At 53.5% G+C, this 25,884-nt stretch carries 29 protein-coding genes and 1 pseudogene; 5 read left to right on the top strand and 25 right to left on the bottom strand.

Translation table 11 applies throughout. From position 1 onward, the window contains the following. Nucleotides 1–164 precede the first annotated feature (164 nt). Nucleotides 165–1,295: an SLC13 family permease gene (locus C4N24_RS11935; protein ID WP_112091597.1), complete on the top strand. Its 1,131-nt coding sequence runs from the start codon at nucleotides 165–167 to the stop codon at nucleotides 1,293–1,295. A gap of 149 nt (nucleotides 1,296–1,444) precedes the next feature. On the opposite strand, the gene C4N24_RS11930 is transcribed toward C4N24_RS11935, so the two are convergent. The 9 genes from C4N24_RS11930 to C4N24_RS11890 all read right to left on the bottom strand — a co-directional run bounded on the left by C4N24_RS11930 (nucleotide 1,445) and on the right by C4N24_RS11890 (nucleotide 8,277). After that, the gene (locus tag C4N24_RS11930; RefSeq protein ID WP_112091596.1) at nucleotides 1,445–2,065 is read right to left on the bottom strand and encodes a GNAT family N-acetyltransferase; all 621 of its coding nucleotides are present in this window, start codon (nucleotides 2,063–2,065) and stop codon (nucleotides 1,445–1,447) included. Nucleotides 2,066–2,153: 88 nt separating this feature from the next. Next, complete coding sequence (locus C4N24_RS11925; protein WP_112091595.1) at nucleotides 2,154–2,750, bottom strand: L-2-amino-thiazoline-4-carboxylic acid hydrolase; 597 nt, start codon at nucleotides 2,748–2,750, stop codon at nucleotides 2,154–2,156. Further along, on the bottom strand, nucleotides 2,747–3,487 hold the full coding sequence (locus tag C4N24_RS11920) for a DUF6796 family protein (RefSeq protein ID WP_112091594.1): 741 nt from the start codon (nucleotides 3,485–3,487) through the stop codon (nucleotides 2,747–2,749). Before C4N24_RS11920 ends, C4N24_RS11925 begins: the two co-directional genes overlap by 4 nt. Nucleotides 3,488–3,496: 9 nt before the next feature. Further along, complete coding sequence (locus tag C4N24_RS11915) at nucleotides 3,497–4,105, bottom strand: class I SAM-dependent methyltransferase (RefSeq protein ID WP_112091593.1); 609 nt, start codon at nucleotides 4,103–4,105, stop codon at nucleotides 3,497–3,499. A gap of 446 nt (nucleotides 4,106–4,551) precedes the next feature. Beyond that, entirely contained in the window at nucleotides 4,552–5,028 is a 477-nt protein-coding gene (locus tag C4N24_RS11910) for a YbaK/EbsC family protein (protein ID WP_112091592.1), read from the bottom strand. A gap of 18 nt (nucleotides 5,029–5,046) precedes the next feature. Next, nucleotides 5,047–5,805 (bottom strand): cyclase family protein, encoded by a 759-nt coding sequence (locus C4N24_RS11905; RefSeq protein WP_112091591.1) that lies wholly within the window; start codon nucleotides 5,803–5,805, stop codon nucleotides 5,047–5,049. A 286-nt stretch (nucleotides 5,806–6,091) separates the two neighbouring features. After that, nucleotides 6,092–6,859 carry an EFR1 family ferrodoxin gene (locus C4N24_RS11900; RefSeq protein ID WP_112091590.1) on the bottom strand — a complete coding sequence of 256 codons (768 nt, stop codon included), beginning with the start codon at nucleotides 6,857–6,859 and terminating at the stop codon, nucleotides 6,092–6,094. Nucleotides 6,860–6,934: 75 nt separating this feature from the next. After that, nucleotides 6,935–7,207: a hypothetical protein gene (locus C4N24_RS11895; RefSeq protein WP_112091589.1), complete on the bottom strand. Its 273-nt coding sequence runs from the start codon at nucleotides 7,205–7,207 to the stop codon at nucleotides 6,935–6,937. 86 nt (nucleotides 7,208–7,293) lie between these two features. Next, nucleotides 7,294–8,277, bottom strand: coding sequence for a Gfo/Idh/MocA family protein (locus C4N24_RS11890; protein ID WP_112091588.1), 984 nt, complete (start codon nucleotides 8,275–8,277; stop codon nucleotides 7,294–7,296). Nucleotides 8,278–8,479: 202 nt separating this feature from the next. On the opposite strand from C4N24_RS11890, the gene C4N24_RS11885 reads away from it, so the two are divergent. Then, a complete protein-coding gene (locus C4N24_RS11885; protein ID WP_112091587.1) occupies nucleotides 8,480–9,133 on the top strand; it encodes an NAD(P)H-hydrate epimerase in 654 nt (217 codons plus the stop codon). A gap of 150 nt (nucleotides 9,134–9,283) precedes the next feature. On the opposite strand, the gene C4N24_RS11880 is transcribed toward C4N24_RS11885, so the two are convergent. The 6 genes from C4N24_RS11880 to C4N24_RS11850 form a co-directional block, all read right to left on the bottom strand. Next, entirely contained in the window at nucleotides 9,284–9,661 is a 378-nt protein-coding gene (locus tag C4N24_RS11880; protein ID WP_112091586.1) for a desulfoferrodoxin family protein, read from the bottom strand. 116 nt (nucleotides 9,662–9,777) lie between these two features. Then, nucleotides 9,778–9,969, bottom strand: a complete 192-nt coding sequence (locus tag C4N24_RS11875; RefSeq protein WP_112091585.1) for an HFLK protein — start codon at nucleotides 9,967–9,969, stop codon at nucleotides 9,778–9,780. A gap of 97 nt (nucleotides 9,970–10,066) precedes the next feature. Then, nucleotides 10,067–10,564 carry a hypothetical protein gene (locus tag C4N24_RS11870; RefSeq protein WP_112091584.1) on the bottom strand — a complete coding sequence of 166 codons (498 nt, stop codon included), beginning with the start codon at nucleotides 10,562–10,564 and terminating at the stop codon, nucleotides 10,067–10,069. Beyond that, nucleotides 10,545–12,050, bottom strand: a complete 1,506-nt coding sequence (locus C4N24_RS11865) for a DNA methylase (RefSeq protein WP_112091583.1) — start codon at nucleotides 12,048–12,050, stop codon at nucleotides 10,545–10,547. Before C4N24_RS11865 ends, C4N24_RS11870 begins: the two co-directional genes overlap by 20 nt. Nucleotides 12,051–12,220: 170 nt before the next feature. Beyond that, nucleotides 12,221–14,275, bottom strand: a complete 2,055-nt coding sequence (locus C4N24_RS11855) for a TIM-barrel domain-containing protein (RefSeq protein ID WP_112091581.1) — start codon at nucleotides 14,273–14,275, stop codon at nucleotides 12,221–12,223. A gap of 245 nt (nucleotides 14,276–14,520) precedes the next feature. Continuing rightward, nucleotides 14,521–14,778, bottom strand: coding sequence for a hypothetical protein (locus C4N24_RS11850; protein ID WP_242983264.1), 258 nt, complete (start codon nucleotides 14,776–14,778; stop codon nucleotides 14,521–14,523). Nucleotides 14,779–14,890: 112 nt separating this feature from the next. On the opposite strand from C4N24_RS11850, the gene C4N24_RS11845 reads away from it, so the two are divergent. Next, complete coding sequence (locus C4N24_RS11845) at nucleotides 14,891–15,085, top strand: DUF3873 family protein (protein ID WP_112091580.1); 195 nt, start codon at nucleotides 14,891–14,893, stop codon at nucleotides 15,083–15,085. A 171-nt stretch (nucleotides 15,086–15,256) separates the two neighbouring features. On the opposite strand, the gene C4N24_RS11840 is transcribed toward C4N24_RS11845, so the two are convergent. The 6 genes and pseudogenes from C4N24_RS11840 to C4N24_RS11815 form a co-directional block, all read right to left on the bottom strand. Beyond that, nucleotides 15,257–17,356, bottom strand: coding sequence for a PTS transporter subunit IIABC (locus tag C4N24_RS11840; protein WP_112091579.1), 2,100 nt, complete (start codon nucleotides 17,354–17,356; stop codon nucleotides 15,257–15,259). A gap of 88 nt (nucleotides 17,357–17,444) precedes the next feature. Further along, nucleotides 17,445–18,293, bottom strand: a complete 849-nt coding sequence (locus tag C4N24_RS11835; RefSeq protein ID WP_112091578.1) for a PRD domain-containing protein — start codon at nucleotides 18,291–18,293, stop codon at nucleotides 17,445–17,447. A 329-nt stretch (nucleotides 18,294–18,622) separates the two neighbouring features. Continuing rightward, nucleotides 18,623–18,858, bottom strand: a pseudogene (locus C4N24_RS15870) (hypothetical protein); the annotation flags it as partial. Between the two features lie 102 nt (nucleotides 18,859–18,960). Then, complete coding sequence (locus tag C4N24_RS11825) at nucleotides 18,961–19,458, bottom strand: HD domain-containing protein (RefSeq protein ID WP_242983263.1); 498 nt, start codon at nucleotides 19,456–19,458, stop codon at nucleotides 18,961–18,963. Beyond that, a complete protein-coding gene (gene hcp / locus C4N24_RS11820) occupies nucleotides 19,455–21,050 on the bottom strand; it encodes a hydroxylamine reductase (protein WP_242983262.1) in 1,596 nt (531 codons plus the stop codon). The genes C4N24_RS11825 and hcp overlap by 4 nt, the downstream gene beginning before the upstream one ends. A gap of 21 nt (nucleotides 21,051–21,071) precedes the next feature. Next, a complete protein-coding gene (locus C4N24_RS11815; protein ID WP_112091576.1) occupies nucleotides 21,072–21,791 on the bottom strand; it encodes a 4Fe-4S binding protein in 720 nt (239 codons plus the stop codon). A gap of 98 nt (nucleotides 21,792–21,889) precedes the next feature. On the opposite strand from C4N24_RS11815, the gene C4N24_RS11810 reads away from it, so the two are divergent. After that, nucleotides 21,890–22,555, top strand: coding sequence for a Crp/Fnr family transcriptional regulator (locus tag C4N24_RS11810; RefSeq protein WP_112091575.1), 666 nt, complete (start codon nucleotides 21,890–21,892; stop codon nucleotides 22,553–22,555). Between the two features lie 144 nt (nucleotides 22,556–22,699). Here C4N24_RS11810 and C4N24_RS11805 read toward each other — a convergent pair whose 3' ends face one another. Next, entirely contained in the window at nucleotides 22,700–23,119 is a 420-nt protein-coding gene (locus C4N24_RS11805; protein ID WP_112091574.1) for a nuclear transport factor 2 family protein, read from the bottom strand. Between the two features lie 147 nt (nucleotides 23,120–23,266). Here C4N24_RS11805 and C4N24_RS11800 point away from each other — a divergent pair, with 147 nt between their 5' ends. Continuing rightward, nucleotides 23,267–23,806, top strand: coding sequence for a sigma-70 family RNA polymerase sigma factor (locus C4N24_RS11800; RefSeq protein ID WP_242983261.1), 540 nt, complete (start codon nucleotides 23,267–23,269; stop codon nucleotides 23,804–23,806). Here C4N24_RS11800 and C4N24_RS11795 read toward each other — a convergent pair. From C4N24_RS11795 to C4N24_RS11785, 3 genes are all read right to left on the bottom strand, one after another. Beyond that, complete coding sequence (locus tag C4N24_RS11795; protein WP_112091573.1) at nucleotides 23,719–24,804, bottom strand: hypothetical protein; 1,086 nt, start codon at nucleotides 24,802–24,804, stop codon at nucleotides 23,719–23,721. The two genes, C4N24_RS11800 and C4N24_RS11795, sit on opposite strands and share 88 nt — an antisense overlap. A 323-nt stretch (nucleotides 24,805–25,127) precedes the next feature. After that, nucleotides 25,128–25,364, bottom strand: a complete 237-nt coding sequence (locus C4N24_RS11790; protein ID WP_005922522.1) for a hypothetical protein — start codon at nucleotides 25,362–25,364, stop codon at nucleotides 25,128–25,130. Nucleotides 25,365–25,424: 60 nt separating this feature from the next. Continuing rightward, a complete protein-coding gene (locus C4N24_RS11785) occupies nucleotides 25,425–25,757 on the bottom strand; it encodes a type II toxin-antitoxin system PemK/MazF family toxin (protein ID WP_112091640.1) in 333 nt (110 codons plus the stop codon). Nucleotides 25,758–25,884: the final 127 nt, after the last annotated feature.

Raw genomic sequence — 25,884 nt, 5'->3', positions numbered from 1 at the left:
TTCTTGCTCAAATCGCGTTTTTTCTGTTTTCTCTTGACGATGCCCCGCTAATGGAGTAGGATGGTGCTGCAAAAATGAATTGCAAAAGCTGCTGTTCTGAAATACCAAAAAGGCCGTCCGGCACCGCATCAGGACTGCCTTTGCAACTATAAGGATGTGTCTCTATGAAACTCAAACAATTTCTCCAGCAGGAAACGGTTCTCACCGCAGCCGCTGTTCTGGCCGTTGTCTCCGCCTTCTTTGTTCCGCCGGATGTGCAGTATATCGGCTACATCGACCTGCGCACACTGGCGATTTTGTTTTCCCTGATGACGGTCATGGCCGGGCTGCGGCGGCAAGGCTTTTTTGATGGGCTGGGACGCACATTGCTGTCCCGCACTCACAGCACCTTTCAGCTGACGATGGTATTGGTCGGGCTGTGCTTTTTCGGAAGTATGTTCATCACCAACGATGTTTCCCTGCTGACCTTCGTTCCCTTTACATTCGTGGTCTTGAACCGTCTGGGAGCAGATGTCCGCCGCGCTCTTCTGATCCCGGTGGTCTGTATGCAGACCGTTGCGGCAAACCTTGGCAGTATGCTGACTCCCATCGGCAACCCGCAGAACCTCTATCTTTACGGAAAAAGCGGCATGAGCATCGGAGGCTTTGTGCTTCTTATGCTGCCCTACACCCTGGTCTCTCTGCTCCTGCTGCTGGCTTGGGCAGCAATGGTCTGCTGGAAAACCTCTGCCGCCCTCTCCGTGGACGAGCTTGTTTCTTCCTCTGCATCTCAGGGAGATCAGAAAATCATCTTGCTGTATCTGGTGTTGTTTGCCGTTTGCCTGCTGTCCGTGATCCGGGTGCTGCCCTATGGCATTGCCTTTGCCGCTGTGCTCGTCTGCGCCCTTTTTGCTGACCCACGCACCTTGCGGACGGTGGACTATTCCCTGCTTCTGACCTTTGTAGCTTTTTTCATCTTCATTGGCAATCTTGGCCGCATTCCCGCTTTCTCCGGCTGGCTGCAGGAGTTTTTGACCGGTCGGGAAGTTCTGGTAGCGGTTCTTGCTTCGCAGGTCACCAGCAATGTTCCCGCTGCCCTGCTGCTGTCCGGGTTCACGGCAGAGACACAAGCCCTCATTATCGGCACCAATCTGGGAGGTCTTGGCACTCTGATTGCATCCATGGCCAGTCTTATTTCCTACCGGCAGATCGCACGGGAGCTGCCACAGGGGAAGAGACAGTATTTCGGGCTGTTCACCCTGTCCAATCTGATTTTCCTTGCGATTCTGCTGGGCGTGTGGTTTTTGCTCCGCTGAGCGTGGCAGATGACTTATGGTTTTTCTATAAAGCGAAAAAAGGGCGTTCTGTCACGGACGAAGGTCCGGGCAGAACTCCCTTTGGTTTTACCGTATGCACCAGCGGATGAACCGTTTTGTTTTTTCTTTATTGCGCCGCCGTCCTTTCCTCACACTGTCCCGTTTGCTTTGGTCGGCTCCGGGTACCTGATCAAATCATACAGCTTGCCAAATGCACCAAGATCGTGCATCCCGGCAAGTTCCATGCCCAGATGCACATATTTGTCGCACTTACTTTTGGCATCCGTTTCCAGAATCACCGGCACGCCCAGCCGGTCGCCCTCGGCAAATGCAAAGTTCAGCACCTTGCGCATATAACCCTGCCCCTGATATTTCTCCCGCACACAGACAAGGCCAACGAAAATATAAGGCTTCTTTTCCCTGTCCATGCGGTCTTGCAGGGAAGCGCCGCCCCGCTTGATGGCGATTCCAAACCGTAGAAGGCGCTTCAGAGTAGAGTTGTGCAGCATTCCGCAGGCAATGGGCCACATGGTCTTGAGCCCCATCTTCTCCTTCGGCAGCTTGTAGGCGATATAGCCCTCGCCCCGCTCGCTGGTGGTGTGCAGAAAGCCGCCCCGCAGCACCCCGCGCACATAAGCGCAGATATAGTTTGCCGTGGCTTCTTTCCCGGAAAAGGCAGCGGACATTCCTGTTTCCTCTCCATAGTCATAATAGCCGAAGGCATGGCCGATATCACGGATGGATTTCTCGTCTAATGTTGTAACTTTCATTGTATTTCACTTTCCTGATTCTGCTGCGCATCTGCCACTGTCTCGCCGTCTGCCAGAAAGTGCTCCATGCCAATATATCTCCCCGCTATTATCGAACCTTCATGCAAAAATCACAGCGGTCATTGCCGCGCCCCAGCGTCATGCTTCTCTCCCAGATCAGCTTCGGATGCAGGCCGGTATAGCTGATGTCATCACTGTCGCAAAAGCAGCGGCACAGCTCCGGGCAGTCGTATTCTGCACAGGTGTCGTGATAGGGACACTTCATCATATCCACACGCCAGATGCCGTTGCCGGTCTGCAGCTCTTTTGGGTCAAAGCCCGCCGCCGGGCCGAAAACGCTCCGGGTGGATTTGACGAAAACACCGGGAACAAGGCGGTAAAGCCCCGGTATGTGCAGCAGGGCGGCAAGCTGTTTGTGGCTCGTTCTCGCCAAGCGCTCCACATAGCCGTGAACGGTTTGCAGTGCTTCCTCTTTCGGCATGACCCGCTGTAAGGTCTCGTAGGCCGCAATGCCCGGTAAGATCTGCCGCTTGAGGTGGTACTGCTTTTCCTTGCTTGCACCTGCATTTTCAGCCAGCAGCGCACTCAGGCGTGCATCAAAAGCGGCGTTCAGCTGCTTTGCCTGCGTGGGAAAGCGCTGTGCCGCAGTCTCCCGGAAGTCACGGGAAAGATAAGTCTCCTTCATCGTCTGACCTCCACCTCTTTTAACTCTCCGCTTTTTGTCATTTCTCGCAGGAGAACCAGTCCAAGCGCCAGAACCAGCAGGTGCCCGGTGGATTCCGTTCCGTGGTCGATCTGATTAAGCGGCCACGGCAGAAGCGTGAACAGATTGCCCACGATCCCGGCAAAGGCGATAGGATTGCAGAGGGACGCCAGTATCCGCTGTCCTGTGCTTTTCAATGGGAGCATTCGCTTCCAGATCAGCACGAGCATCACGATGGAAAGCAGCACATCGCAGAGAATATACGATGCCAGCAGCGGCGCGGCATTGCAGTAAAACACCTTGTTGGCAATTTCAGCCGCCGCCCGCATATCGTCGTATTGCACAAAGGTAAACTTAAAGATCAGTGCCACATTCATAAACATGGCGTGGACATAACCCCAGCAGACCGTACCGGTGAGATATGCAGCCTGAAACATCTTGACCCACTTCCGCTGTTTCGGTTGGGAGAGATGCCGCTTCAGGAGTTTCCACATCTGGTGAAAGCCGATGTAATAAAGTGCTGTTCCCAGCACGCCGCAGATAATGCTGAGCACCATGCGCCATGTCGCCATATCGAGATAGGCTACCTTGACCATCAGCCCAATGGATTCTGTGCTTTGGCTTTTCCCGGTCGCCGAAAACAAAAAGTCGCCAATCACATAGAGCAAGCAACCGACCATACCCGCGACGATTGCTTTCTTCTCTTTACTCACATTCATGATCGCACCTCATTTCTGTGCTGTGATGCACAGCCAGCCCTTTTTATTTTTGTGGTTCTGAACCCTGCCAAAGCCTGCTTGCTCCAGATACACTTTCAGATCAGCATCCGTATAGATGGTCATACCGTTAATGATTTTCGTCCATTTGTCGTCTTTTGTTGTTTCGCCGTTTGCTTCGTTACAGATGAAAAAGGTTCCGCCGGGCTTCAGCACCCGATAGACCTCTCTGAAATTCTGCACAAGTTCCGGCCAGAAATAGACCGTTTCAAAGGCGGTCACCACATCAAACTGCTCCGCTTCAAACGGTAACTCTGCCACACTTGCCTGCTGCACAGCACACCGCCCTGCCGCAATGGCACTGGCATTGACTTTTCGCGCTTTTTCCACGCTGACGGCTGAGTAGTCGATACCCTGCACCTTGCCGTTGGGACAAAGTTTCAACATCGTTTTGATGTTCGCCCCACCGCCGCAGCCGCAGTCCAGCACCATAGCATCCGGGGCAGGCTGCAAAAAATGCAATCCCCACGCTGCCATTGCGCTGTGCCCAAAGTTCATCATAGCAACCATGATCTTCCCACCAAGACCTACGGGCTTGCGGGTGTTTTCAAAAAAGGACATAGCCCTACCCTCTTTCTGTTTACCATTCACAATGCAATGCTTTTTACCAGATGCGCCCACTGCTCCGAGTGACAGACCGGCAATTCTTGTGTCACAAGTTAGATAGCGCTAACTTTCAATCCTATAAAAAGCCGCTTTTCAGCGGTCTCTCTGCCAAAATAATACGCCCTGCTGCTGTCTCTGTCAAGAAGTTTCGGCATTTTCGGAGATTTTGAAGTAGATTTCGCTTTCGGAATTCCTCAACCATCACCCCAGTGCCACATCCAGCACCATCATCACGCTGAAGCCCACCGTAAAAACACCGTGCCAACGTTGGAGTTCTGTCCCTGCGACATTTCCGGGATCAGCTCTTCCACCACCACATACAGCATGGCTCCGGCAAAAAGGGAGTTCTGTCACGGACGAAGGTCCGGGCAGAACTCCCTTTGCGTTTATTATATGATGCCTTATTCGCCTTCCGGCTCCTTGCAGACATCCACCCAGCCCTCGGCTCCGACGGCGGCTTCCAGCTCCTGCAAGGTCAGCTTGACGGCGGTGTGTCCGTTGCCCGCTGCCGGGTAGACGGTGTCGAACTTGCGCAGGCTCTCGTCCAGATAGACCGCCACGCCCTCGTTCACCCCAAAGGGGCACACGCCGCCGGGCGCATGACCCACATAGGTCTCCACCTCATCGTAGGGGATCATTTTAGCCTTCATGTGGAACAGGCTCTTGTACTTGTGGTTGTCCAGCTTTGCCGTGCCCTCGGTGACGATGAGCACCGGCTTTCCGCCCTGCAAAACCGACAGCGTTTTTGCGATGCTGGCAGGCTCCACGCCCAATGCGTGGGCTGCTTCGGCCACGGTTGCCGAGGACTCGCTCAGCACAATGACATGGTCTCCCAAGCCTTTTTCTTCCAGATCTGCTTTTGCTTTTTCAAAGGACATTTTCCCACTTCTCCGCTCTTATTCGGTAATGGCCCAAACCCGTGCGGGCAGACCAGTTGCACCTTCAATGCGGGGATAAGAAACGATGACTACCGCACCGGCAGGCTGAACTTTATCCAAATTTGCAAGCACCTCCACCTGCAGCTTGTCGTTGTCCAGAACATAGCGCTCGCAGGCAAGGTCGCCCTTTTCCTCCGCCACCGCAGAGGAATCGGTATCCAGCGTTTCGTGGCCGTTGGCGGCGGCGTTGCGCACCTTGTAGATATACTCCAATGCTTCCAGCGACCAGCCGGGGGCATTTTCTTTGCCCTCTGCGTCGATGCCGGACAGCGCATCCATATCCGGCCACTTCTTGTACCAGTCGCTGCGCAGAGCCACCAGCGCACCATCCGGGATGGGGCCGTACTTTGCTTCATAGGCCTTGATGTCCTCCACCGTCACGGCGTAGCGGGGGTCTTTCTTGGCCTGCTCGGAAATATCGATGACCACCAGCGGGAAAATCAGGTCATTCACATCGTACTTTTCGGACAGCGCTTTGCCCTTGATGAAGTGACCCGGGAAGTCGATATGGGTACCAAACTGTCCGGGGAATTTGAAGGTCTGGATCAGGCATTCCAGTTCCGGCTTGCCCCAGTCCCACACGGTCTTTGCCAGCTCCACAGAGCCTTCCGGGATACCGGACCAGTAGGGGCTTTCGTTGTTCAGCGAGTGAGAAAGTTCCACCCAGCGATATTTCTTAGCGTCTTTCAGTGCATTCCACAGTTTATAATCAGCCATTGTCGGTTCTCCTTTTATTGTGACGATGTATGTTCGGGCACTTCTCCCAGACAACGGCATCTTCCTGTTTTTTCTCAGTCTGTCTGCCGGAAATTTGTCTGGGAGCAGCGCATTCGCCCGGGCAGTCTGTGCCGGGCATCTGTTGTACGTTTCATCTGCCTGTGCTCCCTTCCTTGTGTTGGGGATAGTATAAACCCATTTTCGCACCATGTCAATAGGTTTATTCTTTCAAAGACAAATCTGCCATTTCGTCAACCGGTTGCCCACTGCCGGGGCCCCCTTAATTTCATACGTCCTGCTTCTTTTCCAGTGCTTCAAAGTGATACCGGGGCTTCCCTTTGCTCTTTCTGCCGTACTCGATGGCTTCTTTCGGGCAATAGCAGATGCACGCCATGCAGTGGGTGCAGTTTTTGCCCCAGACCGGTTTGCCGTTTTCCAGATGGATGTTGTTCAGCGGGCACAGCTCCACGCACTTACCGCAGCCGATGCAGGCATCCGTTGCCCGGAAGGCATCGGCTTTTACAAAAAAGCGATAGAACACCGGGTTCACCGGGCCGCTCATAAAGCGGTCGTAGAGGTTTTCTCTCGGCGGAGGAAATTCCTGTCCGGCTTTGAGCTGGGTCAGCACCTTTTGAAGTGCAGGCTCTGCCTGCTCCACGATGCTCCGGGCCTGCTCTTTTTGGGGTGCATTAAACATGGCAATGTAGTTTTCCGGCATGATGATCTGGGCAGTCCCCATATAATGCAGGTGTTTTTGCGCCGCAAGCTGCCGGTTATATTTTGCCGCATTGCCGATCTCGCTGCCGCAGTCCATCACAAACCAGATACGCTCTGCCCCGGTCAGCGCGGTCTTGCCCAGCCACTCCGACACCACCCGGGGGATACGCCATGCGTAGGTAGGCGTTACCAGCACCACGTCCCGCCCAGTCTGCACCGGGGCGGTATTCCCTGCCTTGATGCAGGCGTTCAGGTCGTAAAGCGGCATCTCCAACCCTTCGGCAATGCGCCGCGCCAGATACCGGCTGTTGCCGGTTCCCGTAAAATAAAGTACCATGGCTGCTCCTTCGTTTTTTGTGTGGTTTTCAGTTGCCTGTCTGCCCGGCAAACTGGAACTTGACACTTTGTATTTTTATTGAGAATACTCTTGAAACCATTTTGCAAAGCGTGATTTATTGAAAATAATGAATTTATATAGTTCTCCATTTTTCATATTAACTGTTGCAATTGGAAAGACTATCCACTTCCAAGAGATTTCTTTTATTTCCTGCATCGGCAAAACTAAATTTCTGTATTTTTTGCCAACTGTAAGCTTGTTTGTCTTGTAAGTAAGCGACTGACTGTCGAGGTACAGACCTCCTCCAACTATGCCATTGTGACACAAACTGCAAACAAAAGATTTCATAGAAACATCCCTCCATTAAATTCCAAGTTGTCGTTCTTAGTGTCCCATGGTTTTTGCACGCAAAAGACCCGCAGCAAGGTGCGTGCTTACACCTCGCCCGCAAACTTCATGCCCCAGCTCATGCGGATATCATACATCAGACGGGTCAGGGCAAGGCTGTCCTGCGGGGTGTAGCGGTCGCTGCCGGTACGCCCCAGCTTGACGCAGCGGCTTGCTTCCCGGATCTCGTACTCAAAGCCGTTGATGTCCACCGGGCAGTGGATGACCTCCGGCTCTTTGCCCTCCACTTCCAGCGTCATGGTCTCGGCGTGCTGGAAATCCGGCAGGAAAATACTGCCCTTGGTGCCAACGATGTGGGCATTGCGCTCCAGCTCCTGCCCGATGGTCTGGACCGACTCCGCCTTGCAGCCGCCGGGGTAGGTCAGCACAAGGCGGCTGTAATCGTCGGTGCCGTACTCGTTGATGTGAACCTCTTTGGTCTCCACCTTCTCCGGGTCCTGTCCGGTGAGGATGCGCAGAAAGCCCAGATTGTAGATACCGATATCCAGCAGCGCACCGCCGCCCAGACCGGAATCAAACTTGCGGTCCTTCCGGGCACCGGAGGCAACAAAGCCGTACTGACAGGTGATCTGCTTCAGCTCCCCGATGGTGCCAGCCGCAAGGATCTGGCGCAGGCGGTCGTACAGCGGCAGCAGCCAGATCCAGAATGCCTCCATGAGAAAGAGGTGCTTTTCCTCTGCCAGACGGTACAGCTGCTGCGCCTGTTCCGGGCTAATGGTAAAGGGCTTTTCGCACAAAACGTGCTTGCCCTGCTCCAAGCAGAGCTTGCAGTTTTCGTAATGCAGGGTGTTGGGGGTGGCGATATAGATGACCTCCACCTCCGGGTCGGCGGCAAGGGCTTCGTAGGAGTCATAGCAGCGAGGGATGCCGTACTGCTGTGCAAACGCCTGTGCGCTTTCCAGATGCCGTGAGCCCACGGCAACAAGCTGCTCTCCCTCTGCGCCCATCTGTTCCACCGTAGACGCAAATTTTTTGGCAATGGTGCCGGTCGCTAAAATTCCCCACTTCATAACGGTACCTCCCGGTTTATTACTTTGGATTCGTTGCGTTCAGTATACCATGATTTTCCCTTGCGGAAAAGATTCCCAAAAACAAAAATATCCCCGGAGGGCTTGTTCCAACTCTCCGGGGACAGATTCTATGCACCGGTATCTTTCATCTTGTTCCAAACATTCTCATCCATTATAATAGAGATAGAGAGAAGGTGCCAACATGAAACATCGCATTGTGACGGCTGCGCAGATGAAGGAAATCGAACGGGCCGGGGATGCCCACGGTCTGCCTTACCTGCAAATGATGGAAAACGCCGGGCTGGCTGCTTACGCCGAGCTGCAAAAGCAGTTCCCTCATCCCGGCAGGCTGCTGGTGGTCTGCGGAAAGGGCAACAACGGCGGCGATGGGTTTGTGATCGCCCGCGCCGCTGCAAAAGATAGCTGGAACGTAACCGTTCTTTTGGCTGAGAGCGAGCCGAAAACTGCTGACGCCATCCGCAATTTTGAGCGTCTGCACTCCCTGCCGGTGCACATCTGCGCCGACGGTTCTGTACTGGAAATGCAGCGCTTTGTTGCCGTTGTGGATGCCCTCTATGGCACCGGGTTCCATGGTGAACTGCGGCCTTCCGGTCTTGCTGCCTGCGGGCTGATGCGCCGTCTGCACAAGAGCGGTGCCTTTGTGCTGGCCGTAGACCTGCCCAGCGGCATCAATACGGATACCGGCGAGGTTGCCGAGGGTGCTGCTCATGCAGACCTGACCGTAACCTTCGACAGCTATAAGCCGCTGCATTTCGCAGAAACTTCTGCGCCGCTGTGCGGAAAAATCGTCTGCGCCGACATTGGCATCCGGGATGAATGGCACCCGGAGTTTTGACGAGGACTTGCCGCTGCGGTCAAGGATAAAAACAAGCTCTGTGAGATTCTTCTTCATAATAACGGTGTCATGCTTTCTTTCCACGGAAAAGCGTCTGCACGCAAAAAAGCTCCTGCTAGCATCAACCACTGGCAGGAGCCCGTTTATTTCTTACAGCTTCGTCATCCACAGACCATGCAGATTGCAGTAGGCGTAGACCGCCACCGGCTTTTCGCTGCCCAGCTCAAACACCGCCTTGGGTGCCTTCCCGGGGGCGAGGTAGCGGAGCTGTCCGCCGTTTTCGGTCTCCACAAAGAGCCACTGGATGTGGTGCACATCCACCATGGGGTGCTCCACTGCACCCACCGTGACGATGAGAGTGCTGCCGGAAAGCTCTGCCACCGGCAGATGCTTTTCGCCGCTGGCTTCCACCGTGTTGGGGAGCAGCTCCTTCATCTTTTCGCCGCAGCAGACCAGCGGAACGCCTGCGTTGTGGATGGTGGTGACCAGGTTGCCACAGTGCTCACAGATATAAAACTTTGCCTTCATATTCAAATCCTCCATCGGAATGTTGTTAGTGTTTTCTGTGACTATATGATAACATTTCCTAGTTAGATTTTCTGTGACCGGGTCACGCAAGACAGCCTTGTTCCGTGGGGATGCCCTCAGCTTCCCATGGCGAGGAGCACCAGCACGACTACCACCGCAATGGCGATGAGGCAGCCGCAGCCGCTGCCGTCTCCGCCACCGCCACCGCCGCCGCCGGACGAGCCGCCAAAGTTGCGGTTGAAGGCCGTCATGTACTGGGCATAGCCCGTGTCGCCTTTGCCAAAGTAGCCATAATCACCGTTTGCCATTGTGTTTTCCTCCGTCCGAAGTGTGTTTTGCTTCTTCTGAGGTCATTTTACTGAAAGAGCTGTCCTATAAACATCTCTTTCAGCATTTCTTGTCATCTCATTCTTCCCCGATGCCCAGATACACATCAATGTCCATGATGCCCTCCCCGCTGATTTCCACCAGATCTTCAAAGGGCACCACGGTGTCGCCCACTTGCAAGGTGCGGAACACCGGGTCGATGCGGTCTGCTTTTCCGGTCAGTGTGATGTAGTTGCCCACTGCTGGAATCTCCGGGTGGGCGGTGTCCTCCTTGAAGTACCGCACCGTGATGGTCATGCCCTTGGTGACCTGCATCAGCCGATCGGACAGCGCCGACATTTCTTCCTCGGTCAGACTGCGCTTGGGCACACGCTCGGTGCGCTGCTTTTCTGCGACAAGCTGCTCATCATAACCCCGCAGTGCTGCAAAGGGAGAGAAAATCTTTGCCCGGTTCTGCAAGGTCATGCGGGGATGCTTGCGAAGGGATTCTTCGGTCTGGGGGCGTTCCATCTCTATGATGTCCCCATACTTTTGGGCAGTCTCTTGTCCGATCTTGCTATTTTTGTAGTTTTCCATCCGAACCTCCCGCGCTGTGCCCGCCGATCTGCGCGTTGCGCTGGCGCATGGTGGCACCTTCCTCGTAGCTGCTGGCTTTCAGCACGGCGTTTTTGCCGTACTTGTTCTTGATGCCCAACATGGCTTGCTGGAGTTTTTTCTCCTTTTCCAGCTTCTTGGTGTCAGTGAAAAAGTCCACTTGATAGATACCCTCGTCCGGCGTGACCTTGTTGGCGTTGAGGGTGATGCGCCGCACCGTCAGCGCAGGGTTAGTAATGCGCTCAAACAGCTTTGCGCTTTCGTTGATGATGGTGCTGCCTAGATTGGTAGGAGCATCGAATCGGACGGTGCCGTGTGCCGCTTTGGGGATGATTCTGCCGTAGCGGTCGGTCTGGGTCAGACCACGGTAGCCGCCCTTGTCCACGTTCTCCCGGTCGTAGCCCACCTCCAAGGTGATGGATTCCGCCACCAGCTTCTTTTCCGTGAGCCGGAACATCAGAATTTCCGCCATCTCCCGGACGACGAGCTTGGCCTTATCGTTGGGGTAAGGGCAGGTCAGCACCTGTCCCTCACTGATGCTGTTGGTGCTGGGCTTGTAGCTTTTGATTTGTTCCATGCCGCAGGGTTCGTAGCCCCATGCGTGGTCGATGAGAATTTCCGCATCCACGCCAAAAATCTCATATAGCCGATCTTCCCCGTGGATGGAGAACCGTGCCAAGTCCCCCATCGTATAAATGCCGTGGGCTTCCAGCTTTTTCACTGTGCCGGGGCCGGTCATCCAGAAATCCGTCAGTGGTCTGTGGTTCCACAGCAGATACCGGTAGGACTGCTCGTTCAGCTCCGCAATGCGGACACCATCCTTGTCCGCAGGGATATGCTTTGCCACAATGTCCATGGCCAACTTTGCAAGGTAGAGATTGGTGCCGATGCCTGCCGTTGCGGTGATGCCGGTGTTGTACAGCACCTCCCGCACCATGGTCATGGCAAGTTCATGGGCGCTCATGTGGTAGTAGGGCAGATAGCCTGTCACATCAATGAAAACCTCGTCGATGGAGTAGGGGTAGATATCCGCCGGGGACACATATTTGAGGTAGGTCTTGTAGATCTGGGTGGACACATCCAGATACCGCTGCATCCGGGGCGGCGCAACAATGTAACTCAACCCCAGTGCAGGATCTGCGTTCAGGACGTTGGCATCGAAAGAGGTGCTGGTAAAGTGGTACTTGCCATCTTCTCCCCGGACTGCCTTTTTCTGCCGGATGGCAGTTTGCAGCCGCTGGGCGTTGACTTCTTTCACCCGCTGAACGGCTTCAAACAGCCGCGCTCTGCCGGGGATCTTGTAGGCTTTCAGAGAGGGCGACACCGCAAGGCAGATGGTCTTTTCGGTGCGGGAGGCATCCGCTACCACCAGATTGGTGGTCAGAGGGTCCAGATGGCGGTCCACGCACTCCACCGAGGCATAGAAACTTTTCAGGTCGATTGCCAGATAGGTGCGCTGCGCTGCCATGATTCAGCCCTCCTTTGCAAGAGCAACAACTATTTATCTTATTATAATAAATCTTTACGCTGTTTTCAAGATGGAACGCTATTTTATCTGTGATATAGACAACAAAAAAGAGTGGCAGCATTTCAAGCTGAAACGCTGTCACTCTGTAGGAACTGCGTAATGACTGACGATTATCCTTCTACTTTGACCGTAGCACGATCGCTCTTTGCGTTTCCATCCGCATCCAGCGTGATATGCACAAAATGTTCCGGCTTATCATAATCCTTTGTCTCGCCGTCATCGGTATAGTATTCATAGGATGCACCATCGGGAGCATAGGCAAGCAGACGCAGGTCTGTGAAGTCCACGTCGGCAACGCTCTGGATCTTTTTGCCGTCCTTGGCAAGGGGCAGAAGGTGTCCCTTGCGCATAAAGAACACCACTTCATCCAGCTCCACCGGAATGTAATGATGGCCTGCTGGCAGCACGCTGGTTTCGATGCGGTTGCTTTCGCTGCACTTTACCCGCACCTGCAGCATCTCCTCCGGCAGGTAAACATAACGCCCCCGGGCGTTTTGCTCATATACCGGGGCGATCAACAAGCTTTCACCGATCATCACCTCATCCTCCACCCGGCGGGCAAAGTCGTCCTCCGGGAAGGCGAACGCCAACGGCATACAGTACATGCCGTCGTGCAGGGCAGCTTTCATGTACTCGCTGTAAATGTAGGGCAGCAGCAGGTAGCGCAGCTGTAAAATACCGGCAAAGGCGGCCTTGTTCTTAAAGCGGTAGGGTTCCTGCCGGCGGGTGTCCTTGGCAGAGTGATTCCGCAGCAGCGGAGAGAAGATGCCCATGCCGTACCAGCGCAGCACCAGATCCTCTGTGGTATTGCTGCCAAAGCCGCCAATGTCGGGGCCTTCGTACAGGAAGCCGCACATATTCAGGGAGGGCATCATGCGCAGCGCAAGCAGAATGTGGCTCCACCAAGAATGGTTGTCGCCAGTCCAGATGCCGCCATACCGGTGCATCCCGATGCAGGCAGAACGAGAGTATATCAAAATGCGCTTGTCCGGCTCCAGCCGCTCAAAAGCCTCGCCTGCAGCACGGGTCATGTTATAACCAAAAAGATTATGTACAATGTCGTGCCGCATACGCCCCTGTTTGGTGTTGTGGTAGAACATCTTATAATCGTCTTCGTTGTTGGAAAGCTCTGCCACCATGCCGGTAAAAGCAGCAAAGCTGGAAATATCCAGGTTTTGCTTGCTGTATTCCCCAATTTTAGCAAAGGTCTTTTTCAGTCTTTCCTCTGCGTAGAAGATAGCAGGCTCGTTCATATCATTCCAGAAGCCCTCGATCCCCTGATCCAGCAGAACTTTATATTGACTGCCAAACCAAGCACGGGCTTCCGGGTTGAGCATATCGGGGAAGTGTACCCGTCCCGGCCACACACCGGCTACAAAGGGGGTGCCATCCTGATTCGTGCAGAAGTAGCCGTTTTTCACGCCTTCCTCGTACACATCATATCCCTCTTCGACCTTGACTGCTGCATCGATGATGGGGACAAGACGGATGCCCTGCGCTTTCATCTCGGCAGCAAAGTCTGCAAAACGCGGGAAGCGCTGCGCATCCACCGTAAAGTCCTTGTAACGCTCCATGTAATCAATGTCCAGAACCACAGCGTCCAGCGGCATATTATTGGCACGGTAATTTGCCGCCACCTCGCGGACCTCATCCTCGTTCATGTAGCTCCAGCGGCTCTGGGCGTTGCCAAAAGCCCATTTGGGCGGAATATAACTGCGCCCCACCAACTGGCGGAACTGGTGCACAATATCGATCAGGCTTTCGCCCTCAATGATGTAGAGATCGTAATTTTCCTCGGCCACCGTGATGCGTAAGGTATCCATGTCGGTGTAGCCGCAGTCAAAGGTGACCTTGCCCGGGTAGTCGATAAAAATGCCAAATGTATCCTTGCCGGACACGATCATAAAATTATAAGCACCGTACAGCGAGGATTTGCCCTCGGTATGGTTGCCGTCATCGGAGCATTTGCTTTCGTACACCCACCCACGCTTGTTGATACCACGGACGTTTTCGCCAAGACCATACAGAACATCCTGCGGTTCCATGGCATAGGAGAAACCATCCGGCTCCTTGGTCAAATAGGGTATCGTTTCCATCATGGGCAAAAAAGAACCCACTACACTTTCGGTATCAAACGGTTGACCGTATCGCTTTTTGTAGATCATAGTAAAATATCTCTCCTTTGTTTTTTAAATCGTCACAGTGTAAAACGAACCAACGTATTTTTGATGGACAATTATAGCAATTCAACTTTTTAATGCAACAGCAACAACGTTGAATTGCATATCGCAAATATGCTGTTGAATGTTGCGCTAATTTCTTGACTTGCGATAAGAAACTCTGACATTGGCTGGAACAATTGGGGCTTCAGCCTTATTTTCAACCCAATCGCTGCGGTTGTGCAGCTATTTCAATACAAGATCCTCGAAACGTGATGTTCCTGCTTGCCCAGATACAGCTCCACGATCATCCGTCCATTTTCGGTGTTGCAGAGGTCCTCTTTGCAATAGCCGCAAAGTTTTCCGTCTGCCTGCGCCACATAGCGGCGCAGCGGCTGCTGAAGCTCCTGCGGGATGCTGCTCCACGGGATCACATAGCTCATGCCGGTATCCCCCACATCCACGATGCAAGCCCGGTCGCTGTCCTCCTCCGATAAAATCAGTTCCACCTGAAACACATCCACAAAGGGTGCGCCCTGATACTGGGCTTTTTCCCGCCTGCGCTGGGTAGCAAACGTTGTGCCCTTAGCACATGAACGAAGGTAAAAGGAGCTGCTGAACGTGGATACGATCTATCTGCTGCCAGGTGAGGAACGTTGCGTTAATTTTCGAGATGCCAATGGAGTCCCGAAGGTACACTACACTTACTGTTCCATCCGTGGCAAACTTTTCAACTGCACCTGCTGCACAAAGGACGAAGCCCAGCGGCTGTGTGAAGATTGGCTCGAAAAACAGGACCGCTACTATATAAACTAAAGGACGTCGAGTATACTGTTCATTCTGTAGTCGGTTCATTGCAGTTTCAGTTTACAACAAAAAAATGAGATAGACAACCCCTTTTGGGGAAACCTATCTCATTTTTTCGTTGGGGCTATTTTGCAACAGTCCCCTTTATAACAACCCTGCCTTACAGTTTGGGAGAAACGCTTAGTGCTTCAGTTCCAGCAGCGCATCGCCCTGCTTTACGGCACCACTGGCTTTAGCCGCGACAGCGGCATAGTCATCAGTATTGCAGACAATGAGCGGCGTGGTCACGGGATATCCTTCGGCCTTAATGGCTTCCAGTTCAAAGCGGATCAACGGCTGGCCTTTCTTCACCTTGTCACCCTCGTTGACGAGGTAGGTAAAGTGCTTGCCACCCAGCTTGACCGTATCGATGCCGATGTGCATCAGCAGTTCGGCACCGTCAGCCGTAGTCATGCCCACGGCATGGTGGGTCTCAAAGGTGGAGGAGATCTCACCGTCAGCAGGTGCCACCAGTTCACCGTCGGTGGGCTCAACGGCAATGCCCTCCCCCAGTGCACCGCTGGCAAAGGCTTCATCCTTTACATCGGCCAGCGGCACTACAGTGCCGTTCAGGCAGGCAGACAGCACGGTATCCTTTGCTGCGGGAGCCGCCGGGGCGGGTGTTGCGGTCGCCGCCGGGGTCTTAGATGCATTTTCCAGATAATCCTCCAGCTTTGCCTTGATGACGGCCACCTTGGGGCCGTACACCACCTGCACACCGTTGCCCTTGCAGATCACGCCAGAGGCACCGGAGGCTTTGAGCACATCCTGTTTGACCAATGCCGCATCCTTGACGGTGCAGCGCAGGCGAGTGGCACAGCAGTCCACGTCGGACAGATTAGTGGCACCGCCCAGACCTTCTACGATCAGGGCGCTGACCGGATCATCCCCTGCGGGGGCGGTGCTGCCGGAAGCGGCGCTGCGGGCATTCACGTCCGCACGGGTGTACAGCTTGACTTCCTCGGCATCATCACGGCCCGGGGTCTTGTAGTCAAACTTGGAGATCATAAAGCGGAAAATGATGTAGTACAGTACAAAGTACACCGCACCGACCACGACCACCCACACCCAGTGGGTCTTGGCGTTGCCCTGCATCACACCGAACAGCACCAGGTCGATGAGACCGCCGGAGAAGGTCATGCCCACGCCCACATTCAGAATGTGCATCAGCATGAAGGACAGACCGGCCAGCACGCAGTGCACCGCGTACATGGGCAGTGCCACAAAGATAAAGGTAAACTCCAGCGGCTCGGTGATGCCGGTGAGGAAGGCGGTCAGGGCTGCGGAAAGCAGCAGGCCGCCTGCAACCTTTTTCTTTTCCGGCTTGGCGCACTGGTACATAGCCAGCGCCGCGCCGGGCAGACCGAACATCATAAAGGGGAACTTACCGGCCATGAAACGGGTAGCGCTGACCGAGAACACCGTGGTAGACTTGGAGGCCAGCTCGGCAAAGAAGATGTTCTGTGCGCCGGTCACGGTAACGCCATCGATGATGGCGGTGCCGCCCACAGCGGTCTGCCAGAACGGCATATAGAACACATGATGCAGTCCAAAGGGAATCAGCGCACGCTCCAGCAGGCCGTAAATAAAGGTGCCTGCGTAGCCGGAAGCCAGCACCAGTGCACCCAGCGCGGCAATACCGCTCTGCACCACCGGCCAGATATAGAACATGGCAATGCCGACCACCAGATACACGATGGAGCTGATGATGGGCACAAAGCGGGTGCCGCCAAAGAAGGCCAGCACCTGCGGCAGCTCGATCTTATAGAACTTGTTGTGCAGCGCCGCCACGCCCAGACCAACCACGATGCCGCCGAACACACCCATCTGCAGGGTGGTGATGCCCAGCATGGTGGTGGTGGAGTTGGCAGGCATTGCGTCCACGCCGCCTGCCGCGTTGATCATGGCCTGAATGGCCGTGTTCATAATGATATAGGCCACTGCGCCGGACAGGGCAGCCACCTCTTTTTCCTTCCGGGCCATGCCGATGGCCACGCCCATGGCGAACAGCAGCGCCAGATTGTTGAACACGGCGCTGCCGGTCTGGCTCATCACGTCCAGAATGGTGTAAATCAGGGTACCGGGGTGGATGACGCTGTTCAGGCCATAGGCCGCCAGCATGGTTTCGTTGGTGAACGAGCTGCCGATACCCAGCAGCAGGCCCGCTACAGGCAGCAGTGCAATGGGCAGCATAAAGCTGCGTCCCACGCGCTGCAGCACGCCAAAGATCTTGTCTTTCATCTTCAGTTCTCCTTTTCTCAAGTTCGTATCCAGCATATATATCCACACAGGAAAGACCTGTGGAGAATCAAAGGTGAAGCAAGAAAGCTTATTTCCCCATCCGAATCCGTTTCAGATGGATCGTAAGGAACACCAGTTCCTCGTCCGAAAGCTCCTTGTGCCAGGTGTTGCGCACATACTCCGCAATGCAGCAGGCGCATTTGTAGTGTTCGCTGCAATTGCGGGCGATCAGGGCGCGGAACACTTCGTCGTGGGTATCGTTTTCCTGCTCCTGTTTTCCTTGAAATACGCGCTGCGCAAAAAAGCGCAAATGCACTGTAAAGCGGCTGAAATCCAGTGCATCCCGGTCAAAATGGCAGTTGTAGAAGTATTCCACCACCTGCACGCAGCCATCCACAAAGCGAGTGACATCGTTCACCACGCTCATGGTGGTGTTGAGCTCTGCGTTGACGATGTGCAGCGCAATGAAGCCGCCCTCGTCGTCCGAAAGGACTGCATGGCAGCGCTGGCGGATGGCAGCAAGGCACTCCATGCCAAGGCAATACTCTTCCGGGTAGAATTCCCGAATGGGAGCCATCAGCGGGTTGGAAAAGCGAATCCCCTGTTCGCTGCGCTGAATGGCAAAGCTGATGTGGTCTGCCAGCGTGATGAGCAGGCTTTCGTTCAGTGGGTAGTTCACCCGGCTGCGGATCATTGCCACCAGCTCGTCGGTGAGCAGCAGATGCTCATAGGGAATCTGTTCCAGAAGTTCCACCAACTTCTGTTGTACGGCAGGGCTGGTCATGCGGTAGCTGCGCTCCACGGTTTCAGCCTCGATTTTATAGCCAGGCTTAACACCAAAGCCCAGACCGCGCCCGGTGACGATCAGCTCACAGCCCGTGGGGTCCACCACGCGCAGAATGTTGTTGTTGATCGGTTTTTTGACGGTATATTGCATTGTTTCTCCTCCTCAGGTTGAAAAAGGCAATAAAAAAAGACCACTCTTGACACAGCAAACATACCGAAGGCTGAAACACGCTTTCGGCTTGTGCTATGCAGAGTTGGTCTAGCCCGCCAAACGGTAACAATCCAACGACGCTGCTCACGTACAATTTTCTTTTTTGTAATGCACGAACAAATTAAGCACTTGAATGGAAATTTATTCTATGCTTGATTACAATACCATATTCTTTGTGGAGTGTCAAGATAGAAGCGGCTTTCTTTTTCACTTTGTCAATTTTACCCAAACTCAGGTGATTTTTTACAGCAGATTGACAAGTAAGAGTATTCCTTGTACTGCCACAGGTCGGGGTCACGGGAATTGCGGCGCACACCCGTATCCGACACATCGAAAACGTAGTGCAGGCGCGGGAATCCGCTGGATTCATCCAGCAGAGCGATGCCCTTAGAGCCACGCCTGACATAGCGGTTCATTCGGTTTTATTCCAAACATCGTAGTCGGCGCAGGCGGTGGCATCGGGGCGCTGGGCAAGGGCAAGATATTCTTCGGTTTTGCTTGGCATAGCGTTCCTCCCTTCAAGTTCATGGTAAAGAAAAAGCGAGCGACCTTTTCAGATCACTCGCTATGGAATCTATTTTTTTGTGTTTTGCGGCAAGCTTTTCCTTTATACGCCAAACACCGTTTTCGTCAGTCGGATGCCTGCCGCCGTTTTCATGGTATGCTCCATAAAAGATTGAATCGCCTGCCGGCTGTACCCGCTTTCGGATGCATTGACGATATAATCCGCTTCGATCAGGATCTGGTAGTCGATGCCGTCGATCTGCGCCGGGCTGTGGTGATGCCCCACCAGATAAGCCACCCTATCAATTTGTGCAGTCGTCATGCCGGTATCTGCCAGAAACTCCCGCACCAGCGGGTCGCCCTCCTGCTCCTGATAGCTGCCGTTGGCGTTGCCGTATTTCTTGCGGCAGAGCGGACAGGCAATGTCGTGGGTGATCGCCGCCACTTCCAGAATAAACTGGGTCTCTGCGTCCAGCCCTTCCAGTTCACCGATGGTCTTGGCATAAGTCCACACGCAGCTCAGGTGCGTGATATCGTGAATGTTCCCCTCGGAAAAGGCGATCATCTTTTCCATGATCTGTGCAATGGTCATCATTATCATTTCAACAATGCTTTCAAATCTTCTTCCGGCGTTGTAATCGGTGCGATGCCATAGTTTTCTACCAGGAAGTTAAGGATGTTCGGTGAAATGAATGCTGGCAGCGTAGGACCAAGACGGATATTCTTAATACCCAGATACAGCAGCGTCAGCAGGATGCACACTGCCTTCTGCTCGTACCATGAGAGCACCATGGACAGTGGCAGGTCATTCACACCGCAGCCGAAAGCATCCGCAAGGGCAACCGCGATCTGGATGGCGCTGTAAGCATCGTTGCACTGTCCGACATCCATCAGGCGGGGCAGGCCGCCGATGCTACCAAGGTCAAGGTCGTTGAAGCGGTATTTGCCGCAGGCAAGGGTCAGCACTACGGTATCGGCGGGCGTCTGCTTTACAAACTCCGTGTAGTAATTGCGGCCGGGGCGTGCGCCGTCGCAGCCGGCAACCAGAAAGAAGTGCCGGATCGCGCCGGACTTGACCGCCTCGATGACCTGATCTGCCATTCCAAGCACCGTACCGCGGGCAAAGCCAGTCATAACCGTGCTGCCGCCGTTGATGCCGGTGAAGGATTTATCCTCGGAATAACCGCCTAACTCCAAAGCCTTTTCGATCACCGGGGCGAAGTCCTTGTCTGCTCCGATGTGCATTATTTCGGGGTAAGATACCACCGACGTGGTGAACACCCGGTCGGCATAGCTTGCTTTGGGCGGCATCAGACAGTTGGTGGTGAACAGCACCGGCGCAGGAAGTTCTGCAAACTCTTTCTGCTGGTTTTGCCATGCCGTGCCGAAATTGCCCTTGAGGTGGGAATACTTTTTCAGTTCAGGATAGCCGTGAGCGGGCAGCATTTCACCATGGGTATAGACGTTGATGCCTTTGCCCTCAGTCTGCTCCAGCAGCAGCTTCAGGTCGTGGAGGTCATGGCCAGAGACGACGATGAACGGTCCCTTTTCCACGGTCAGCGGAACGGTAACAGGCACGGGCGTTCCGTAGCTTTCGGTGTTGGCCTTATCCAGAAGCGCCATGCACTTGAGGTTTTTCTCGCCAACCTCCATCACGATAGGCAGCAGTTCCTCCATGCCCCAGTCCTCGCCAATGGCGAAGAGCGCCTTGGCAAAGAAGCGGTTCACCTCATCATCGGTATACCCCAAGACCAAGGCGTGATGTGCATAAGCTGCCATGCCGCGCACGCCAAAGAGAATAAGAGATTTCAGACTTCGGATATCCTCATCGGCGCTCCAGAGCAGGTTCATGTCGTAGTCGCTGGTGCGTCCGCAAGGGGCAGCGCAGCCTGAGCAGTCGGGTGCCAGCCGCGCCTTTTCGGCATGTACCCGGCCGATCAGTTCCCGAATCGTATTTTCGTTGAAGTTCACATTGGTGACTGTGGTGAAAAGTCCCTCGATCATCAGCCGCCACATCTCTGGCGTTGCCTGCATACCGCCGTCCGTGGCTCTGGACAGTCCAACCAGAGCGCCGGTCAGTTCGTCCTGAAGCTGTGCGACATCGGCGGTCTTGCCGCATACTCCCGCTTTTCCGATACAGCCGGTGCAGGACGCTGTCTGCTCGCACTGAAAACAAAACATTTTATGTTCCATCTTGAGTTCCTCTCTATTTGCTTAATCCAGAATTTTACCATCAATGGAGATGGTGACCACCTGCCACGGAATGAACTTTCCGCTGGTCTGCAGTGCCTTTTTTGCCGCCATCTCCAAGCCGCCGCAGCAGGGCACCTCCATGCGGAGGATGGTCACACTCTGGATGTCGTTATTGCGCAGGATCTCGGTAAGCTTTTCGCTGTAATCCACAGCGTCCAACTTCGGGCAGCCGATGAGGGTCACCTTACCACGCATGAACTCCTGATGGAAATTGGCGTAGGCGTATGCCGTGCAGTCCGCCGCGATCAGGAGCTTTGCACCCTCAAAGTAGGGCGCATGGACAGGTGCTAGCTTGATCTGCACCGGCCAGTTGCGCAGGCGGGAAACGGGCTGCACGGGGGCAGAAGACACGCTTTCGGCGGTCTCCGGCTGTTCCAGCATCCGCATCCGGGAGCCGGGGCAGCCGCCCTCGTGGAGGTGCTTCATCTTCTCCTGCAATTCCTTCTTCTTTTTGTTCTCCTGCACCGCCGTCTCGTCGTAGGCAGGGGCTTCCCGCTCTTCAAAGGTGATAGCACCGGTGGGGCAGCCCGGCAGGCAGTCGCCAAAGCCATCGCAGAAATTCTCCCGCACCAGCTTTGCTTTGCCGTTGATGATATCGATGGCTCCCTCGTGGCAGGCGGTCGCGCACAGCCCGCAGCCGTTGCATTTTTCTTCGTCAATATGGATGATCTTCCGAATCATATCTATACTCTCCTGTTGTGGGTGTTTTTGCATTTGCAGCCTTATTATAGTATACTAAAGCCATCTTGTATGTTCGAATTCCAACAAGGAGAACTTTTATGCAAAAATATCTTCCTGTTCTGCGGAACTGCCCCTTCTTTACCGGGCTTACCGACGATGAGATCTTGTCCATTCTGCACTGCGTCAGTGCAACAAAAATCACCCGGCCCCGGGGCTCCTATATCTTCCGTGCCGGAGATTCCACAGAGGTCATGGGACTTATGCTGTCCGGCTCCACCCTTGTGATACAGGAGGACCTTTGGGGACACCGCAACATCCTGTCCAAGTGCAACACCGGAGATTTTTTCGGCGAGCCTTACGCCGCCACTCCCGGTGCCATCCTGAACATCAGCGTGGTGGCAGAGGAGGATTGCGAGATCCTGCTGCTCAACGTCAAGCGGCTGCTCACCGCCTGCCCCACCGCCTGCGACCATCACCAGAAGCTCATCCGCAATCTGGTCAGTGTTCTGGCAAACAAAATACTGCTTTTCAACGATAAGATCACCCATGTCAGCAAGCGGACCACACGGGAAAAGCTGCTGTCCTACCTGTCTGCCGAGTCCATCCGGCAATCGTCCCTCTCCTTTGACATTCCCTTTGACCGTCAGCAGCTGGCGGATTTTCTCTGCGTGGAGCGCGCTGCCATGTCGGCAGAGCTTTCCAAGCTGCAAAAGGAAGGGCTGCTGGTCACCAAACGGAATCATTTTGAGCTGTTGGCCCGTTGACTCTTCCATACGCCGCCATGGGCAGTTTTTCGGGCGGTTCGTCCCTGCTACGTGGGTATAAAAAAAGCGGCCGACCGTTTTGGATCGTCCGCTGAAGGGTACAGAATGATTTGTTTGCCCGACAAACTGGAATTTATAGTCCTCTCAAAACCAATTTGCTTTTTCTTCTCGAAATACGGGAATATCACTATCTCGATATGGATTGTAATTATGAAGATTGCAACCAAACTCTTTTAATGATTTTATTTTGTTATCCTGTGTCCATACAATTAAAGATATTCCGTCAAATTCTTCAACATTTCCATTATTCATTTTGTTTTTAAAATACCACTCCACGATTGTTTGATTGCCTTGATGAAAAAATTGCTTAATCTCCCAGACAAGAACACTTCCGCGTGTATTCCATTCGTCAAACCAGTGCTTTACCGTTTTGCGGTTTTCATATTTAGGACTCCAACTCTCAGTATATACAACATCCTCTGTAAAAATATTGTCAATTCCTAAATCTGCTTTCTTAATCCACATATCAAACCATAATCGGATAATTTTTTCTCTCTCGTTCATAAAGTACCTCCATAACTTCCGACTTGCCGCCCTCAGTATACCACGCTTTTTCCCTGCGGAAAAGATACCGCGCACAAAAGGCTCTCCGGCAACTATCCGCGCCCCGGCTCATACAATCTAACAACTATGTACCGGGAGGGATATCGTGTGTTGCTGACCTTACTGCAATTTTTCGCCACAAAATTTCTGTTTCTGGCGCTCCATCTGGAAAGCGGCTGCTTTCCGCGTCCGCTCACAGCCCGGGAGGAAGCTGCCGCCTTCAGTGCCCTGCGCGCCGGAGATGCCGCCGCCCGGGAAAAGCTGATCCGCCACAATCTGCGGCTGGTGGCGCACATCGTAAAAAAATATTACGCCCTGCCGGGCGATCAGGAGGATCTTGTTTCCATCGGCACCATCGGGCTGATGAAAGCGGTAGATACCTTTGATGCCACACGCAAGGCGCGTTTTTCCACCTATGCAAGCCGCTGCATTGAAAATGCTATGGTAATTTTTCTCCGGTCAAACGAAAAAGCTCGTCTGCAAGCCACGATATGTGGCAGCGCAGACGGGCTTTCGTTATGGAATCATTCTGTTTCAATTATTCTGATATTCGCTCTGACTTACATGGCGTTCCGTAAAACACGCAGTCGTTCTTCAAACGTTGCTTTCCATGCCGGATGCTCGGAGAATACGGTGTGCTCCACCTGACGGACTTGGTTCAGTCCGATGTTCCGCACCGCTTCCACTGCAGCATCTTTTTGGCTCAGATGGCGTTTTCCCACGGTCAGACAGTTTGCGCCTTCTGGCGTGTCGTACTGCTGAAACGCCCGGTTGAAGTCCATCAGGTCATGCAGACGGATGGGCTGATTGGTTTCGTTGTCTACCAGCAGACCCCAATTTTCCCAATGACGGTCGGCATTGCCCACCAGATAATCCAGAATGTTCATCATATAGTAGCTGGGAGCATCCAACTCTAAGATCTTATCCAGCGTGTTCCAATCATGGTTCGTGCAGTAGACGTCATAGGCTGCATAGGTCACAAGACTGTATCGCTGAGATGTCATGATTTTGCTGATAGAAACCGGCTCATTTTCAAACATCCCCTGCTCATACAGTACCTGATGGCAGTCAAAGCACCGGCAGATTTTGCTTGCCAGCACTTCACGTTCCACCGCTTCCCTGCCACCATCCTTGTAAAGATAGAAGCCATCCTCTTTTCGCACCCACGCCTTGGGGTACAAGCCGCCCGTAGACAGGTCATTTGCCAGAAGATGGGCGTTTATCACCGTCATTTGGTGCCCCCGCAGCGCAATATCCACAAGCGCATTGCTTAAGGAGTGTGCAAAAAGGTTGATATCCTCGAATCGAATCTTCTCGTTTTCTTCTTTCACCCAGAACACATCCAGCAAAGACAGACAATGGTAGGATAATGCAATCTGTGCTCGTTCCCTGTCCGTAACACTCTGAGATGCACCGATACTGTTCAGGATTTCCTTGGCGTAGGTGCGATCCAACGTCAACATCCGGGAGGCGCACCAATAGTAAAAGTTCGTTACATTATTGATGCGCTCGTCAAAATCATCCGATTCCACCAGAACCAGATCATAGGGCATGAAATCCTCGAGGCAGACCCTGCACTCCCCTGTCGTGCTGAGTTGTGCCACACAGCTTTCCCGGTGCATGATCTCGTAAAACATGGTTTTCATCCCTCCCTGCGTTCTGTGTCTTGCTCTGTATTTATATTACCTTCTTTTTTCACGGGACGCAAGAGCTTTTACTTTTCAAAAAGCTTTTTCTGCTGCTCCATCAGGACGGTTTCGATACGCTCTTTCAGCAAAAAGTGGAACTGTTTTGAGTGTTATGCAATGCCATAGGATACCATATTGGCCGCCAGCAATCAACCGTTTTGTTGTGTCAGCCGCATTTCAAAACACTTATGTAACACAAAAAGCCCCACGCTCAACACTGCCTCTAAATCTGACCGTCTCTGGTCAGAGCAGAAAAGCATATGTTGAGCGTGGGGCTTTATTTACCGGCTGGGCTGCCAGCCGGGCTTTTGGTGTTCCTTGGGTTTGTAAGTTCCTTTGGTAGTATCGATCACCGCCTGCAGCAATTCGAGTTTCTGCCATGTGGGGCAGTTCAGACGGTCGATTTTTTCGATCACATAGTTGGCGTGGGCGGTTGCGACCCGTTTTCCGAGTTCGTCCCATCCCTCTTTCGTTTTGGGGTAATGTACCACCACTTCAATGGGGGCACTCTTTCGCATGGCTCACTCACCTCCGATTACATCGCTATCACCTCATTTTTACGGGTTACTGGTTGTCCGCTATTCGCTGCGGTTTCCGCTCAGAACGTTCAGAGCCAGACTGACCAGCAAAGCCATATCAATGCGGAGCATTTCAGCCTTGCTGGCATAGCCCATAAAGCGTTCTATGCGGGATTTATCGATCGTAAAAATCTGTTCCAGAAGAATCATGGACGGTTCTTCAAAGGCCGGGTTGGAATCCACCAGCACATGGGTGGGCTGGTTTTTCTTCTTTTCCGTCCGGGTTGTAACGGTTGCTACGATCAATGTAGGCGAATGACGGTTTCCAATGTTGTTCTGCAGAACCACCACAGGACGTTTTCCTCCCTGTTCCGAGCCGATATGCGGCTCCATGTCTGCATACCGGCTGTCCACCGATATCTTCAACCGTGCCACAGAGCCGCCAAAAACGCAACGTATTTTCTTCTTTGAAATATCAAACGAACATTGCCGGCATATCCAAGATACGTTTTACCCGCCC

It is taken from the genome of Faecalibacterium prausnitzii (genome assembly GCF_003287405.1).
GTDB classification, from domain to species: domain Bacteria; phylum Bacillota; class Clostridia; order Oscillospirales; family Ruminococcaceae; genus Faecalibacterium; species Faecalibacterium intestinale.
Note: the sequence above shows the minus strand (reverse complement) of the source record. Positions and strands in the feature narration are given on the sequence as shown.

What these genes read in the sequence shown, in the direction of transcription:
- C4N24_RS11935 (WP_112091597.1), top strand. Translation starts at nt 165, where the DNA reads ATGAAACTCAAACAATTTCTCCAGCAGGAAACGGTTCTCACCGCAGCC.
- C4N24_RS11930 (WP_112091596.1), bottom strand. Translation starts at nt 2,065, where the DNA reads ATGAAAGTTACAACATTAGACGAGAAATCCATCCGTGATATCGGCCAT.
- C4N24_RS11925 (WP_112091595.1), bottom strand. Translation starts at nt 2,750, where the DNA reads ATGAAGGAGACTTATCTTTCCCGTGACTTCCGGGAGACTGCGGCACAG.
- C4N24_RS11920 (WP_112091594.1), bottom strand. Translation starts at nt 3,487, where the DNA reads ATGAATGTGAGTAAAGAGAAGAAAGCAATCGTCGCGGGTATGGTCGGT.
- C4N24_RS11915 (WP_112091593.1), bottom strand. Translation starts at nt 4,105, where the DNA reads ATGTCCTTTTTTGAAAACACCCGCAAGCCCGTAGGTCTTGGTGGGAAG.
- C4N24_RS11910 (WP_112091592.1), bottom strand. Translation starts at nt 5,028, where the DNA reads ATGTCCTTTGAAAAAGCAAAAGCAGATCTGGAAGAAAAAGGCTTGGGA.
- C4N24_RS11905 (WP_112091591.1), bottom strand. Translation starts at nt 5,805, where the DNA reads ATGGCTGATTATAAACTGTGGAATGCACTGAAAGACGCTAAGAAATAT.
- C4N24_RS11900 (WP_112091590.1), bottom strand. Translation starts at nt 6,859, where the DNA reads ATGGTACTTTATTTTACGGGAACCGGCAACAGCCGGTATCTGGCGCGG.
- C4N24_RS11895 (WP_112091589.1), bottom strand. Translation starts at nt 7,207, where the DNA reads ATGAAATCTTTTGTTTGCAGTTTGTGTCACAATGGCATAGTTGGAGGA.
- C4N24_RS11890 (WP_112091588.1), bottom strand. Translation starts at nt 8,277, where the DNA reads ATGAAGTGGGGAATTTTAGCGACCGGCACCATTGCCAAAAAATTTGCG.
- C4N24_RS11885 (WP_112091587.1), top strand. Translation starts at nt 8,480, where the DNA reads ATGAAACATCGCATTGTGACGGCTGCGCAGATGAAGGAAATCGAACGG.
- C4N24_RS11880 (WP_112091586.1), bottom strand. Translation starts at nt 9,661, where the DNA reads ATGAAGGCAAAGTTTTATATCTGTGAGCACTGTGGCAACCTGGTCACC.
- C4N24_RS11875 (WP_112091585.1), bottom strand. Translation starts at nt 9,969, where the DNA reads ATGGCAAACGGTGATTATGGCTACTTTGGCAAAGGCGACACGGGCTAT.
- C4N24_RS11870 (WP_112091584.1), bottom strand. Translation starts at nt 10,564, where the DNA reads ATGGAAAACTACAAAAATAGCAAGATCGGACAAGAGACTGCCCAAAAG.
- C4N24_RS11865 (WP_112091583.1), bottom strand. Translation starts at nt 12,050, where the DNA reads ATGGCAGCGCAGCGCACCTATCTGGCAATCGACCTGAAAAGTTTCTAT.
- C4N24_RS11855 (WP_112091581.1), bottom strand. Translation starts at nt 14,275, where the DNA reads ATGATCTACAAAAAGCGATACGGTCAACCGTTTGATACCGAAAGTGTA.
- C4N24_RS11840 (WP_112091579.1), bottom strand. Translation starts at nt 17,356, where the DNA reads ATGAAAGACAAGATCTTTGGCGTGCTGCAGCGCGTGGGACGCAGCTTT.
- C4N24_RS11835 (WP_112091578.1), bottom strand. Translation starts at nt 18,293, where the DNA reads ATGCAATATACCGTCAAAAAACCGATCAACAACAACATTCTGCGCGTG.
- C4N24_RS11825 (WP_242983263.1), bottom strand. Translation starts at nt 19,458, where the DNA reads ATGATAATGATGACCATTGCACAGATCATGGAAAAGATGATCGCCTTT.
- hcp (WP_242983262.1), bottom strand. Translation starts at nt 21,050, where the DNA reads ATGGAACATAAAATGTTTTGTTTTCAGTGCGAGCAGACAGCGTCCTGC.
- C4N24_RS11815 (WP_112091576.1), bottom strand. Translation starts at nt 21,791, where the DNA reads ATGATTCGGAAGATCATCCATATTGACGAAGAAAAATGCAACGGCTGC.
- C4N24_RS11810 (WP_112091575.1), top strand. Translation starts at nt 21,890, where the DNA reads ATGCAAAAATATCTTCCTGTTCTGCGGAACTGCCCCTTCTTTACCGGG.
- C4N24_RS11805 (WP_112091574.1), bottom strand. Translation starts at nt 23,119, where the DNA reads ATGAACGAGAGAGAAAAAATTATCCGATTATGGTTTGATATGTGGATT.
- C4N24_RS11795 (WP_112091573.1), bottom strand. Translation starts at nt 24,804, where the DNA reads ATGAAAACCATGTTTTACGAGATCATGCACCGGGAAAGCTGTGTGGCA.
- C4N24_RS11790 (WP_005922522.1), bottom strand. Translation starts at nt 25,364, where the DNA reads ATGCGAAAGAGTGCCCCCATTGAAGTGGTGGTACATTACCCCAAAACG.
- C4N24_RS11785 (WP_112091640.1), bottom strand. Translation starts at nt 25,757, where the DNA reads ATGGAGCCGCATATCGGCTCGGAACAGGGAGGAAAACGTCCTGTGGTG.